This is a genomic window from Caldalkalibacillus uzonensis, assembly GCF_030814135.1.
GTDB classification, from domain to species: domain Bacteria; phylum Bacillota; class Bacilli; order Caldalkalibacillales; family Caldalkalibacillaceae; genus Caldalkalibacillus; species Caldalkalibacillus uzonensis.
This window is the reverse complement of the sequence record NZ_JAUSUQ010000002.1, coordinates 140286-154318: the sequence shown is the minus strand read 5'-3', so window position 1 is coordinate 154318 and position 14033 is coordinate 140286. Positions and strand designations below refer to the sequence as shown.

Annotated in this window: 14 protein-coding genes; 10 read left to right on the top strand and 4 right to left on the bottom strand. The window is 46.6% G+C overall.

Annotated elements, in window-relative coordinates; genetic code table 11:
- The first annotated feature begins 200 nt into the window (after nt 1-200).
- The 8 genes from J2S00_RS03590 (at nt 201) to J2S00_RS03555 (ending at nt 9972) form a co-directional block, all read left to right on the top strand.
- Nucleotides 201-1835: a glycerol-3-phosphate dehydrogenase/oxidase gene (locus J2S00_RS03590; RefSeq protein ID WP_307335498.1), complete on the top strand. Its 1635-nt coding sequence runs from the start codon at nt 201-203 to the stop codon at nt 1833-1835.
- Nucleotides 1836-2014: 179 nt separating this feature from the next.
- Nucleotides 2015-3631: a glutathione ABC transporter substrate-binding protein gene (locus J2S00_RS03585; RefSeq protein ID WP_307335497.1), complete on the top strand. Its 1617-nt coding sequence runs from the start codon at nt 2015-2017 to the stop codon at nt 3629-3631.
- A gap of 174 nt (nt 3632-3805) precedes the next feature.
- Entirely contained in the window at nt 3806-4723 is a 918-nt protein-coding gene (gene nikC / locus J2S00_RS03580; protein ID WP_307335495.1) for a nickel transporter permease, read from the top strand.
- 17 nt (nt 4724-4740) lie between these two features.
- Nucleotides 4741-5685, top strand: coding sequence for an ABC transporter permease (locus J2S00_RS03575; RefSeq protein ID WP_307335493.1), 945 nt, complete (start codon nt 4741-4743; stop codon nt 5683-5685).
- 19 nt (nt 5686-5704) lie between these two features.
- The gene (locus J2S00_RS03570; protein ID WP_307335489.1) at nt 5705-6718 is read left to right on the top strand and encodes an ABC transporter ATP-binding protein; all 1014 of its coding nucleotides are present in this window, start codon (nt 5705-5707) and stop codon (nt 6716-6718) included.
- The gene (locus tag J2S00_RS03565; protein ID WP_307335486.1) at nt 6718-7737 is read left to right on the top strand and encodes an ABC transporter ATP-binding protein; all 1020 of its coding nucleotides are present in this window, start codon (nt 6718-6720) and stop codon (nt 7735-7737) included. Before J2S00_RS03570 ends, J2S00_RS03565 begins: the two co-directional genes overlap by 1 nt.
- Nucleotides 7738-7942: 205 nt before the next feature.
- Complete coding sequence (locus J2S00_RS03560) at nt 7943-8686, top strand: ABC transporter ATP-binding protein (RefSeq protein ID WP_307335483.1); 744 nt, start codon at nt 7943-7945, stop codon at nt 8684-8686.
- The gene (locus J2S00_RS03555; RefSeq protein ID WP_307335481.1) at nt 8683-9972 is read left to right on the top strand and encodes an ABC transporter permease; all 1290 of its coding nucleotides are present in this window, start codon (nt 8683-8685) and stop codon (nt 9970-9972) included. Before J2S00_RS03560 ends, J2S00_RS03555 begins: the two co-directional genes overlap by 4 nt.
- A 155-nt stretch (nt 9973-10127) precedes the next feature.
- On the opposite strand, the gene yhfH is transcribed toward J2S00_RS03555, so the two are convergent.
- The 3 genes from yhfH to J2S00_RS03540 form a co-directional block, all read right to left on the bottom strand.
- On the bottom strand, nt 10128-10289 hold the full coding sequence (gene yhfH, locus J2S00_RS03550; RefSeq protein WP_307335479.1) for a protein YhfH: 162 nt from the start codon (nt 10287-10289) through the stop codon (nt 10128-10130).
- Between the two features lie 189 nt (nt 10290-10478).
- Nucleotides 10479-11696 (bottom strand): DUF418 domain-containing protein, encoded by a 1218-nt coding sequence (locus tag J2S00_RS03545; RefSeq protein WP_307335477.1) that lies wholly within the window; start codon nt 11694-11696, stop codon nt 10479-10481.
- A gap of 105 nt (nt 11697-11801) precedes the next feature.
- Nucleotides 11802-12383 carry a guanylate kinase gene (locus tag J2S00_RS03540; RefSeq protein WP_307335475.1) on the bottom strand — a complete coding sequence of 194 codons (582 nt, stop codon included), beginning with the start codon at nt 12381-12383 and terminating at the stop codon, nt 11802-11804.
- A 178-nt stretch (nt 12384-12561) separates the two neighbouring features.
- Here J2S00_RS03540 and J2S00_RS03535 point away from each other — a divergent pair, with 178 nt between their 5' ends.
- Both J2S00_RS03535 and J2S00_RS03530 read left to right on the top strand, forming a co-directional pair.
- Nucleotides 12562-13236 carry an HAD family hydrolase gene (locus J2S00_RS03535; protein ID WP_307335471.1) on the top strand — a complete coding sequence of 225 codons (675 nt, stop codon included), beginning with the start codon at nt 12562-12564 and terminating at the stop codon, nt 13234-13236.
- Nucleotides 13233-13442, top strand: a complete 210-nt coding sequence (locus J2S00_RS03530) for a 2'-5' RNA ligase family protein (RefSeq protein WP_307335468.1) — start codon at nt 13233-13235, stop codon at nt 13440-13442. The genes J2S00_RS03535 and J2S00_RS03530 overlap by 4 nt, the downstream gene beginning before the upstream one ends.
- Here the strand turns inward: J2S00_RS03530 and J2S00_RS03525 are convergent, their stop codons facing one another.
- The gene (locus J2S00_RS03525) at nt 13443-14006 is read right to left on the bottom strand and encodes a spore coat protein (RefSeq protein WP_307335465.1); all 564 of its coding nucleotides are present in this window, start codon (nt 14004-14006) and stop codon (nt 13443-13445) included. It lies immediately after the preceding gene.
- Nucleotides 14007-14033: the final 27 nt, after the last annotated feature.

Below are 14033 nucleotides of genomic sequence, written 5' to 3'. Positions count from 1 at the left end.
ATCTAATCTTCTAATGGTAATATTTTTAACTGCGTGATTGCGTATCTTTTTGTGTCTCAAAATTTGTGCTATACTTATATTGATATTAATAATTAGGGTCAGAGAACTGGAGAAGACCGCACAAAATCACTACAGAATATGTAGTGGTTTTTGCGGTCTTTTTTAATTGCCGACAAGAAAAACAGAAAGGTGGTTCAAGCATGGGCAAAGAGAAACTGGCTTTTTCCAAATACAACCGCTTTGCTATATTGAAGCGCATGGCTGGGGAACCGTTAGACCTGTTGGTCATTGGCGGGGGAATTACCGGCTGTGGCATTGCTTTGGATGCAACTTTGCGTGGACTTAGAGTAGGGCTTATCGAGATGCAGGATTTTGCGGCTGGAACAAGCAGCCGTTCCACCAAACTGATCCATGGAGGCTTGCGTTACCTAAAGCAGGGGGAGGTCAAACTTGTCAGGGAAGTGGGCAGAGAGAGAGCCATTTTGTATCACAATGCACCCCATGTGGTGATTCCGGAGCCGATGCTGTTGCCCTTGGTTGAAGGGGGGACATATGGCCGTTTAGCCACTTCATTCGGCCTGTGGCTGTATGACAGGCTGGCCGGAGTTAAGAAAAGTGAACGGAGAGTCATGTTGACCAAGGAAGAGACCTTGGAGCGGGAGCCGCTGTTGAAAAAAGACGGCCTGAAGGGCAGCGGCTTATATGTGGAGTACCGCACAGATGATGCCCGCCTGACGCTGGAAGTGATTAAGACCGCAGTGGAACAGGGGGCGCTGGCGGTCAACTATGCTGAGGCCACAGAGTTTATCTATGATCAAGGCCAGCTCATTGGTGTCACCGTGACGGACCGAGTCGAGGAAAAGGCTTACATCATCCATTCTTCAAAAATTGTCAATGCCACGGGGCCTTGGGTCGATCATCTCCGCCAAAAAGACAACTCTCTCAAAGGGAAACGCTTGCACCTGACAAAAGGGGTGCATATCGTGGTTGACCAAAGCCGCTTCCCCTTACGCCAAGCGGTTTACTTCGATGTGCCTGACGGGCGCATGGTGTTTGCCATTCCACGGGATGGCAAAACCTATATTGGCACGACAGACACCGATTATCAAGGTGATTTGGCTGACCCGCCCACTAGTGAGGAAGATATCACTTATTTGCTGGAGGCGGCCAATGCCATGTTTCCCACCATCGGGCTTACCAGGGACGATGTGGAATCCCATTGGGCCGGACTCAGGCCACTCATACACGAAGAAGGCAAGTCCCCGTCGGAGCTATCCCGCAAGGATGAAATCTTCCGTTCCGAATCTGGTCTGATTACCATTGCGGGAGGCAAACTGACCGGGTTTCGCAAAATGGCGGAACGGGTCGTTGACTTGGTTGTCCGGGAACTTGAACAGGAAACAGGGCGCTCGTTTGCCCCTTGCCAAACGGATTCCCAGGTGCTGTCTGGCGGGAAGGTGGGGGGACCGGAAAGCTGGCCGGACTTTGTTGACCAGCATATCCAGGAGCTCACCAAACATCATGTCGAAAAAGAGCAGGCGGAAAAGCTTGTTCGGCGTTACGGCAGCAATATCGGACATATTTTTCAGTATATAAAAAATGCAGAACGAGAAACTCAGCTGCAGGATCAGTCCCATATTCCCCCCTTACTCTGGGCCGAACTGTACTATGCCGTACATCATGAAATGGTGGTTTACGCTGAGGACTTCTTAGTGCGTCGAACCGGTGATGCCTACTTTGATAGGAATACTTATACAGCCTATTACCCTATCATCGAAAAAATAATGCAACAAGAAAACGTCTTTCCACCCCAGATGCAACAAACGGGCCTATAAACAGAAGGCCCGTTTTTATAACTTTTTCAAAACAATAATATTGTCGAATTGTGCTATTTATGTAGACATTGTCAAAATTAACCGAAAAAAAACGCTTGCAAATTGGGTTGATATCAATTATAGTTGTTTGTGTCAAATGTACACAAAATTATAAACAAAAATTTTAGGGGGGTAATTTAATGAATTTTAAGCGTAAATGGCTGTTGCTTGCTGTGCTTGTCCTTGCTGTAAGTACAGTGTTGGCTGCCTGTGGCGGCGGTGAGGAGCCTGCTCCTGAGGACACCGAAGGAACAGGTGAAGATCAAGCCTCTGAAACACCGGCAGCTGGCGGAGATTTGAAGATTGCCATTTTGTCTGACGCTGTGTCTTTGGATCCGCATGGAGCCACTGACAATCCATCCAGCAACGTAGCCCATAACATCTATGAAACGTTGTTCTACCGGGACAAAAATGGGGAAATTCAACCCTTGCTTGCCGAGGACTATGAGCAGGTAGACGAGGTGACCTGGCATATCAAACTGCGTGAAGGCGTTACTTTTAGTGACGGAACACCGTTTAATGCTGAAGCTGTAAAAGTCAACCTGGAGCGCCTTCTGGATGAAGACCTGGGCTCTCCGCGTGCCTTTATTTTCGAAAATAATCCTGAAAAAAATGGATGGCTTGAGAGTGTAAACGTGGTTGATGAATACACGGTTGAAATTAAAACATGGTATCCATATTCACCTATGCTGGCTCACTTTACACATTCTGCAGGACAAATGATCAGCCCTGCGGCTATTGAAGCCGAGAAAAACGGTGAAACCACCATTGCCACCAACCCGGTTGGTACCGGTCCGTTTGTCCTGGAGCGCTGGGAGCCTGGTCAGGAAATCGTCCTGAAGAAGAACGAAAATTACTGGGGTGAACCACCTAAGCTAGACAGCATCACCTTTATGGTTGTACCAGAAGACTCCACCCGTCTGGCTATGTTAGAAACAGGAGAGATACATATTGCCGAACCTGTACAACCGAGTGATGTTTCCCGTGTAGAAGCTTCTCCTAACATGGAACTCTATCATGTTGACAGCGTAAGCTTAACCTATATCAGCTTTAACACGCAAAAAGAACCTTTCAATGATGTGCGTGTGCGTAAAGCTATTTCCATGGCGATCAACAAAGAGGAAATCATTAACGGGATTGTTGGAGGAGCCGGCATTCCGGCTGTAGGCCCCCTTGCACCAGATGTTTTTGGCTACCATGATGGTGTAAGCCAGCTGGAATACAATCCTGAACAAGCGAAGGAATTGCTGGCTGAAGCCGGTTATCCGGATGGATTTAAAACGACTATTTGGACTAACGATAACCAAGTCAGGGAAGACATTGCGGAAGTGGTTCAAGCCCAGTTAAAAGAAATTGGTGTCGATGCTGAAATCGAAGTGTTAGAATGGGGTGCTTACTTGGAAAAAACAGCGAATGGTGAACATGATATGTTCATTCTGGGCTGGGGCACTGTCACCTATGATGCGGACTATGGTACTTATGCTTTGTTCCACTCCAACAATCATGGGGAACCTGGTAACAGATCTTTCTACACTAACGAAGAAGTGGATGCCATGCTTGACCAAGCCCGCCAAGAAACAGACCCGGATACCCGTATAGAGCTGTATAGACATATTCAGGAGTACCTGGTTGATGAAGCACCAATGATCTATCTCTATCATCCGGAGTGGTTGATTGGATTAGCTCCGAATGTCAAAGGTTACTGGCATTCCCCTGACAATATCATGCAACTGAGAGAAGTAACCATTGAAGAATAATATCTTAACAAGCAGATAATACTTGCATAAACCCAATAAAAGATAAAAAGGGTTGTATCTTATAAAAGTGCAACCCTTTTTATCATGTATAGGGGTAAACCAGTGCAGACAGGAAAAATAATCGAATATATCTACGATGTGTCATACTTAAATTCAAGAAAGGGTGAAACACGCATGAGTCAACCAAAGCTTGGTTCGGCAAACGGCACGGCAGCCCAAAGTCCCCACCCTCCTAAAGTTGGACATACCACATTCAGGAGTTGGAAAGTGTTTTTCAAAAAATTAAGTAAAAATAAAGCCGCTGTGGTCGGAGGCATTATGATCATGATTCTGGTCATTATTGCTTTATTCCCTTCATTTTTTGCCACCCACAATCCTTTGGAACAAAATTTGCAAAATAAATTGGCCAAACCCTCTGCTGAGCATTGGCTGGGCACCGACCATTTAGGCCGGGATATTTACAGCCGGATTATTTATGGCACGCAAATCACTTTGTATGTGGGCTTTGTCTCCGTACTCATCGGGGCCTTTTTCGGTGTGATCTTAGGTATTGTTGCCGGGTATTACGGCGGCTGGATTGATTCCTTGATTATGCGCATTATGGATGTGCTGCTTGCTTTTCCCGGTATTCTTTTGGCTCTGGCTATTGTCAGTGCTTTGGGACCTGATTTGATCAATGTCATCATTGCCGTGGGAATATTTGCGGTGCCCACTTTTGCACGGATTGTACGGGGCTCTACATTGGCCGTGCGCAAACTGGAGTATATTGATGCCATTAAGGCCCTGGGAGCCAGAGATGGAAAGATTATTTTCCAGCATATTATGCCCAACGTGATGTCCCCGATTATCGTTCAGGCTACCCTGTATATTGCTACAGCTATTTTGGTTGCCAGCGGCCTGTCCTTCCTTGGTTTAGGAGCCCAGCCGCCCAAACCTGAATGGGGAGCCATGTTGTCCGGAGGAAGAAACTATATTTGGGATGCCCCTCATGTTTCAACTTTCCCTGGAATTGCTATCTTAGTCTCTGTGCTGGCTTTTAACCTGTTAGGCGATGGTTTGAGAGATGCCCTTGATCCCAGAATGAAAAACTGAGTAACGAGGTGTACAAAATGTTTATCTATATTGTCCGCAGGATTTTACAAACCATACCAGTTTTGATGGGTGTTGTCTTGATTGTTTTGCTGCTGATGCACCTCATTCCTGGGGATCCCGCTCAGATTATGGCCGGAGAAAGTGCTTCTCCTGAGCGGGTAGAGCAAATGAGGGAGCGTCTGGGATTAAATGATCCTTTGCATATCCAATATTTTAAGTATCTGGGTAATGCCATTCAAGGTGATTTGGGCGCATCAATCCGTTCCGGCCGGCCGGTGACGGAGGAGATTTTCAACTCCCGGTTCAGAATCACTGTTGAACTTGCTGTAGTCAGTATGGCCATAAGTATTTTTATCGGACTCATTGCCGGTATTATCTCAGCTGTGAAACGTTATTCCATTTGGGATGTCTCGGTGATGTTGATTGCCTTATTCGGTTTGTCTATGCCTAACTTCTGGCTTGGTATCATGTTGATTATTTGGTTTGGAATCGGAATCGATATATTTGGAATTACAACCAATTGGTTCCCTGTTGCCGGCTGGGGGACCTGGAAGCATATGGTTCTGCCTGCTATTACTTTAGGAACAGGTGGCGCGGCCATCATTGCCCGCATGACCCGTTCCAGCATGCTGGAAGTGATTAACCAGGACTATATCCGCACGGCCCGGGCCAAAGGGGTAAAAGAAGCGGTTGTCATTTATAAACACGCCTTGCGCAACGCCCTAATACCCGTTGTGACGGTTGTCGGTCTGCAGTTTGGCACATTACTGGGAGGGGCTGTTCTAACTGAGGTTGTCTTTGCCATAAACGGTATGGGGCGTTTAATGATTGATGCCATAGGGGCACGTGATTTCCCGGTGGTGCAGGGAACAGTGTTGGTTGCCTCAGTCTTGTTTGTGGCCGTTAACTTGCTGGTAGACATCACCTATCGCCTGTTGAATAAACGCGTGGAATTGAACTAGTAAAGGACGGTGAACAGGGATGAGCGTCAATAATGGAACCCCCATTTTGGAAGTGAAGAATTTGCAGACCTCCTTCTTTACGGACGAAGGAGAAGTAAAAGCCGTTGACGGTGTCAGTTTTTCCATTGAAAAAGGAAAAACATTGGGGATCGTCGGGGAATCCGGCTGTGGTAAAAGTATTACCTCTTTGTCTATTATGCGTCTGTTACCTCAGCCAGTCGGCAAAATCGTGGGCGGGGAAATCTGGTTTAAAGGGGAAAATCTGCTTGAGAAATCGGATAAGGAGTATCGGCATATCCGGGGGAAAAATATCTCCATGATCTTCCAGGAACCGATGACATCTCTGAACCCTGTGTATACCGTAGGAGATCAGATTGCGGAGACAATCCGCATCCACGAAAAGAAAAGCAAAAAAGCGGCGTGGGAAAAAGCGATTGAGATGCTGAAACTGGTCGGCATTCCCTCTCCCGAAAAGCGTGCTAAGCAATATCCCTTTGAATTGTCCGGTGGGATGCGCCAGCGGGTGATGATCGCCATTGCTTTGGCTTGCAGTCCCGAGCTATTGATCGCTGATGAACCAACCACGGCATTGGACGTCACCATTCAAGCTCAAATCCTGGAACTGATGAAGAAACTGCAGGAGGAACTGGGCACAACGATTATGATGATCACCCATGACCTTGGGGTTGTGGCTGAGATGTGCGATAAAGTGGCCGTCATGTATGCTGGTAAAGTGGTAGAGTATGCCGATGTGGAATCATTGTTTGAAAATCCAAAGCATCCTTACACCGTCGGATTGCTCAACGCTTTGCCCCGGCATGATGAGGACCAGGAGGAACTGACTGTTATTAAAGGTTCTGTACCCAGTCCGTTCAATATGCCCAAGGGCTGCCGCTTTGCCCCCCGCTGTCCCCATGCCAAATCGATGTGTTTCGATCATCTGCCCGAATTAAAAACCATGGAAGACGGCAATCTGGTGCGCTGCTGGATGTATACGGAGAAGTGGGATAAACAGGAGGAGGTGGCCAAGTGATGACGAAGAGACCATTACTTCAAGTTGAACATCTGAAGCAATATTTTCCCATCAAAGGTGGTATTTTCGGCCGCACCGTGAACTATGTGAAAGCGGTAGATGACATCAGCTTCCATGTCAATGAGGGTGAGACAGTCAGTGTGGTCGGAGAATCAGGATGTGGCAAATCGACTACAGGGCGGGCCATCCTTCGCCTGGAAGAACCAACTGCAGGGAAAGTGTTGTTTCAGGGACAGGATTTGCTACAACTAAGCAAAGCAGAGATGCGCAAAAAACGCAAGGACATGCAAATCATTTTCCAAGACCCGTTCGCTTCCCTTAATCCACGGCAGACGGTGCGTCAAATTCTGGAAGAAGCGTTGGCCATCCAAAATGTAGTGCCGCGCAGCCAGCGGCGCCAGCGTGTCGTCGAATTAATGGAAATGGTGGGCTTAAATGCTGATCAAATTGATCGTTATCCCCATGAATTTAGCGGCGGTCAAAGACAACGTATTGGCATTGCCCGTGCCTTGTCCGTTGAACCTAAGCTGATTATCTGTGATGAAGCTGTCTCTGCCTTAGACGTGTCCGTACAGGCTCAGGTTCTTAATCTGTTAAAAAAATTGCAGCGTGAATTTAATTTGACCTATCTGTTTATTTCCCATGATATGGGTGTGGTCCGTCATATCTCTGACCGTATCATTGTCATGTACCTGGGTAAAATTGTGGAGATGGGAGATAAGCAATCGCTGTTTGACAATCCGCAGCATCCCTATACCCGGGCGTTGTTATCTGCCATTCCGGTAGCTGATCCGAAAGTTAAAAAAGAGCGTATCATCCTGAAAGGAGACGTGCCTTCCCCTATCGATCCGCCCCAGGGCTGCCGCTTCCACACCCGCTGTCCATTTGTGATGGACCGCTGCAAAACAGAAGCGCCGCCGATGCACAACTTAAACGGACAGCACCAGGCTGCTTGTCACCTGCTGGAAGATGGCCCGGTGGATTACCACAAATTGATGCAGGAAATTAAGATTTCCTGACGCTAAAGGGTCTCCTGTTGTTAATCATTGATTAATTAAGCCGCGGTTCCGTAAATAAACCTGCTCTCAACGGAATTGCGGCTTTTTTTTTGCTATATATACATAAGGGGATGATAAATGACTTGGCCTCAACATGGTGACTTGTCAATATGGCAAAAATAAGAAACAATAGAGGGTAGGAACTTCAGGGAAAGGTTGATGAAGCATGCGTCCTCTTTTACAAGTGGATCACGTCACAGGAGGGTACACAGCAACGAAACCCGTGATACATGATATCAGCTTTGACATTAATGCAGGGGAAATTGTGGCCCTTATCGGGCTGAACGGAGCAGGAAAGAGTACCACGATCAAACATATCCTGGGGTTACTAACCCCTCACCAGGGAACCATTGTGATTGATGGCTGTCAGTTGCGGGATGATCCTGATCGTTACCGCTCGTTATACAGTTATATCCCCGAGTCGCCGATCTATTATGAAGAGCTGACTCTATGGGAGCATTTGGAGCTGGCCGCGATGACCTATGGTTTGGAGCGCTCCACATTTGTAAAGCGTGTGGAGCCTTTATTGCAAGAATTCCGCATGGAGAGGAAAAAGCATCAGTTTCCCACACAATTCTCCAAGGGCATGAAACAGAAGCTCATGATTATGATGGCCTTTCTCGTTCAGCCTAAACTTTATATTGTCGATGAGCCTTTGCTGGGACTGGACCCTTTGGGCATCCGGTCTTTGCTGGAGTGGCTGGTCGCTTGCAAGCAGGAGGGAGCAGGGATCCTGATGTCCACCCATATCTTAGCTACGGCCGAGCGTTACTGTGACCGGTTTGTGATTATTCATGAGGGGCGCATCCGGGCCCAAGGCACGCTGGACAACTTGCGTCAAATCAGCGGCATGCCCACGGCAAGCCTTGATGATATCTATCTTGTACTGACTGAGGTTGATCAAGTATGAGCAAAACAAGAGTTTTTTCCCAAAACACTGGCAGCACACCATCGAGACCGGATCAGGAGCAGGCGATGTCACTTGATGTCGGAAAAATAGCGAGAGAAAGGATTCAAGCATTTATTACCGAAGCGATCCGCTATTGGCAGTTGATCGCTTCTAGCGGCCTCTTGTTTACGGTCATTGTGCTGTTAATCATCGGCATGATTTACTATGACCAGATTGTGGCTTGGATCCCGGACTGGCTGCCCATGGGTTTAATCTATGCTTTGCTATTTGGCTGGCTTGTAACCCGGGCTCCGCAACGCCATTTTTTGCATGAGGCTGATCTGATTTTTTTAACCCCTGTCCAGACACAGATGGATGGCTATTTTCGGCATACTTATCGTTATAATCTGATTTTGCAACTCGCTGCCGTCATTGTGGCCGCCATCTTGCTTTACCCCATCTGGCGGGATACTGTGGCTCTGCCCGGGCAGCCGGTTTGGGCTTACTTTCTGATTCCTTTTATTTTAAAAGGGTGGAATTTCGGATCCCATTGGGCTCTCTTACGTCATGTTGACGAGCGGAAGGTGGCCTTGCACCGGGGATTGAGGGTCTTGTTTAGCTTTGGTTTTCTGCTATGGTGGTTTTACCAGGGACCGTATGGGTTGCTGTTGCTCTTTGGTCTCGTGGTGATTGTTTTTTTTCTGTACGAACGGCAGGTGGTTCACAGCTTTGGCTATCAGTGGATGCGCCTGTTGGAACTGGAGAAGAAACAAAAGAGCCGCTTTTATGCCTTCTGTCAGTCTTTTGTGGATGTCCCGCATATGGGAACACGGGTCAAGAAACGGCCCTGGTTAAGTGATGTCACGGCATGGCTGCCCTTTCAGCAAAACAATGCCTTCCGCTATTTATATCTGAAAACGTTCATCAGGGCCCAAGACTATTTGGGAATTTACGTGCGTTTGACAGCCGTTGGAATACTGTTTATCTATGTTTTAAGTGAAGGATGGGTGCTGGGGGTGGTTTACGCTTTGTTTTTGTTTGCCACAGCAACCCAGTTGCAGGCTGTATGGGGTCACCATCAACATCAGTTTTGGCATCAGCTGTTTCCTCTTTCCCAGGATCTTGCATTAAGCAGCTTTCTGTGGTTGTTGCGTGTTTTGCTTGGTATTCAAGCTGTGATCATGTGGTGCCCCATCATGATTACTGGCTATCCATTAATTGTTACGATGGGCATTGCCCTGGTCGGCTGTCTGTTTGTCGGCTGGTATCCGCCAAGATTAGTGAAGCATATATTTAACAAAACCTGACATCACTTTCCTTGCTGCGGGAAAGTGTTTTTTTACCAAAAAAAAACAGGCTCTGTTTAAAGCCTGATCCATACAAAAAGGTGAAAGTATGAGTAAACAATTGAGGTGATACACATCATTCCATGGTTAAGTAACAACCAGTGTGACAATGGGAGTTATAACTGCCACACCCATCCACCTTCGGTTTGAACTAAAACGCCTTTGTGCTCAACCTGACATTCAGGACAAGCTTCGGTATAAGAATCATACAGTTCATGAAATTCTTGACGACAGTGTGGACAAGTTTTGGCAGAGATGTTGCGCTCAAACTTGATCATCTGGTTTCTCTCCTCCTCTCCTCTGAGGTGTCATGATTTCCTGTGTTGTTTTTATTATATGTGTTATATTACAAAAATGCAATATTAATTTTTGATATATAACAGACTTTTTGTAAAATGTGGCTATAGTCATAAAAAAACGAGACCTGCCTGGCAGATCCCGATCTCATGTACCACAACCTATCGATTTTACTTATTAGAAGGCTGCTTAAGAGGCTGCCACGAGCGGTATGTGAGAGAACGCCACAACCACTCCACCGGTCCATACCGGAAGCGGCTTAACCATACATGACTAAACCACACTTGCAGGGGATAGAGAACAGCCACAATGACAACCCACAAGACCGGATCGACTTGGTTATAGAGGCCAAATCCATAGCTATAAAACAGAGTGGTACATACAATGGATTGCAACAAGTAATTGCTGAGTGCCATACGGCCTACGGGCGCCAAAAAGGCTAAGCGCAGCTGCCATGACCGATGTTGGGAAAGTAATATCAGTGATGTGATGTAGAAAAAACACAAGGCTGGCCCAGCTATAAACACACTGACAACAGAGAGCCATTGATAGACCATCAGTCCGGTGGTCAGCATTTGCTCAGAACTGTAAACTTGTAACAAGGCAGAAGGCACGCCAATGAGCAAACTATACCACCAAGTGCGTTGGATAAGCCCCTGGTGTTGATCCAGCTTGTGGTGAATGTGCCGCTTACCCACATAGGCACCGATCAGAAACATGGCCAGGACAAGGGGAATGATGAGGAAAGAATTGATGCCCAGAAACAGATAGTCAAAAAAACGCTGAGCAGTGATGTCTAAAAAGCTGCCGCTGCTATAAACATCGATGGAACGTTCAATATAACGGTAGGCCGTTTCTTCCCACAGGGGATCAGCGAACTCATCACCCAAACCGGGGGCAAAAAGCAAGGTGATCAAAATCAACGGCACAGCCCACAAACCAATGGCCCAAGTGAGCACCTGCTTAGAAGACATATGACGAAAGGGCAGCAGGGCAAAACCAAGGACGGCATAAAGCAGGAGAATATCGCCCGCCCAAATGAAAAAAGCGTGGATCATCCCGATTGACAGCAGAATGACCAGGCGCCGGCTAAACAAAGGTACAACTGAATAGCCTTTCGCCTCGGTCCTTTCCATAAATAAAATAAAACCTAACCCAAACAATAATGAAAACATGGTGAAAAACTTCGCTTCAGCACAAAATTGAATCACCCACAGTACCCATTTATCCCATGCTTTTTCCCACCAATCAACGGCAGCCATGTGTATATAGATAATGGGAGAAGCAAAAAAAGCCATGTTAGCAACCAGGATCCCTAGTAAGGCAAAACCACGGATGATATCTAATGTTTTAATGCGTTCATGCGGTGAGATAGGTTGGAGAGACATCTTGTGCTTCAGCTCCTTAATTATGTCGTACACACAAAAGGAGAATGGCTGAGAACCACTCTCCCGCATCCGCTGTTCGTAATTGGCTGTGTAGTATTTGCTGGCTTAATACTTGCTGTCAGGATGGTGTTCAATGCCCAGAAACTTTTCAATCCGGTTGGTCAGTTCCTGGGCGGTGCTGGCCAAGTCATAGTTGGGAATAGCAATGTCGCATTTGTCTTTATAGGCCATAATTTCTTCATAGTGGCTTAAGTGACGCTTGATCGTTTCCGGGTCATCTCCCCGCTCAATTTGCCGTTGCACAACAGTGTCCCGGTCAGCATAGACGAATATGGTTAAGGTATTGGTAAATTCCCGTTTGAAAATCTCACAGCCCTCAGGACTCAGGATAGCGAAGAAACTGCCCGCTTTTTCCAAGAGTTGCTGGCAATCTTCTTTACGAATCCCGTAGTAAAAATCGTCCGATTGGACCACTTCAATAAATTCATTCGCTTCCTGCATGGCTTTAAATTTGTCCTCAGATACAAAGTGATATTCCTTTCCATCCGTCTCACGGGGCCGCTTAGGCCGGGTCGTATAGGAGGTGACCATTGGTATATTTAACGTGACACCGATGGCATTAGCTAGTGTAAAACGTCCTGATCCGTCCGGTCCCACAAATAACAGAGCTCTTCCTTCTAATGGCATATGATCTCCTCCAATCAAAATATGAATCATAAAAATTCTGACACTAGTATTTATAGTATATCACTCTTTCAGCAAAAAAGATAGTCTTAAGGAAAGATATGGGTATTTTGATGGAGATTTGTTATAGTAAAAGGAGAGGATGGCATGTGGAAAAGAGGAGTGGCGGAGGGAGATAAACGTGCAATTGGGCATTATGTTTGATATGGATAATACGCTTTTGCAATCCCGCATTAACTTCAAAGCGATGAGAGAGGAAATCGTTAGCTTTCTGCTGGAGAACAAGATTGGCACAAGAGCGATTTATGAACGGGAAATCACACCGGCTCAGGTGATTGAAAGGGGCAAAAGCCTGGTCGAAAACCCGGACGAAAAAGACCGGTTAACACAGGAAATATTTAATATTGTGACTAAGCATGAAACATTAGGGATGAAGAATGTGCAATTGGAACAGGGAGTTAAGCAGGGGCTTGCTAAATTGAAAAAGAAAAAGATCATCTTGACAGTCGTAACCAATAATGCCTATGCTTCTGCTTCCTTAGCTTTAGAAGGAACCGGTATCCTCCCATATATGGACACTGTTATAGGGAGGGATCAAATGGAGGTGCTAAAACCGGCACCAAGCGGTCTTCTAGTCGTGAAGCAACGTTTTCCTGAGGTAAAAAGCTGGGTTATGCTGGGAGATTCATGGATTGATGGTAAAGCGGCTCAATCAGCAGGTATCGATTTCGTGGCCTACAAAGGGGATGAAGAACGTATGCGTGAGCAAGGAGTAATCCCTGCAACATATGTGAACCATTTTAGACAATTTGTCACTTGGGTAGAAGCTTGGGCAGAAAAGAGAGTTGTCACATGATGATAAGAAGCATTGAGTCACTTGGAAAAAAGACAAGGGTTACAAAACGTCTGTTTATTGCACTCCCACTGCCTGACTCCGTACGCCAAAAGCTGAAAAAATTGACAAACCAGTGGCAAGTAGACTGGCCATTTCAAAAGTGGGTTGATCCAGCGGACTACCACCTGAAAATCCCCCAACAGTTGTTGTTGGGGGATGGGGGATGATTACATTTGAGGCTGCGGCTGCTGAACAGCCTTGTAACTGTGCAGCATCGTTTTGGCCGTATGATTGTCAAGGGTGGGCACTTGGTACCATCCTTTTTGGTTCATATAGCGGAAAATTTCATAAGCGGCTTGCTCGCAGGCTACAGCCCCGTCGACCATCAGCTGGCGGACATTGGGATCGGCACATTCCAGAGCGGCACTCATGTGATTTTTAGCCGAATTTTTATGCGCAGATAAAACGGCATGGGCGATTTGCTGGGTGGACATGGTACTCATCCGCAGCTGTGGTGCTTTTTGTTGAGGGTTGGTCAATCCATAGTGAATTTGACCTGGCTGGACAGGTGATCGGGTGTGCGTGGCTGTATTAGGTACCTGTGAATAATCATGGGTATATTCCACCAGGTTGTTATAATGCTGAATGGCTTGGTCAATGTGCCGGTTCAGGATTTGTACCAGTTCAGCATCTTGACATTGAGTGGCATACATGGCGAAGTGGTCAATCATGTTGATCGTATCGCTTAGTATTTCATGGGCTTCCATCGCTTCATGGGCACCGTAAGGCATGATGATCCTCCCTTCAGAATTCCCCCT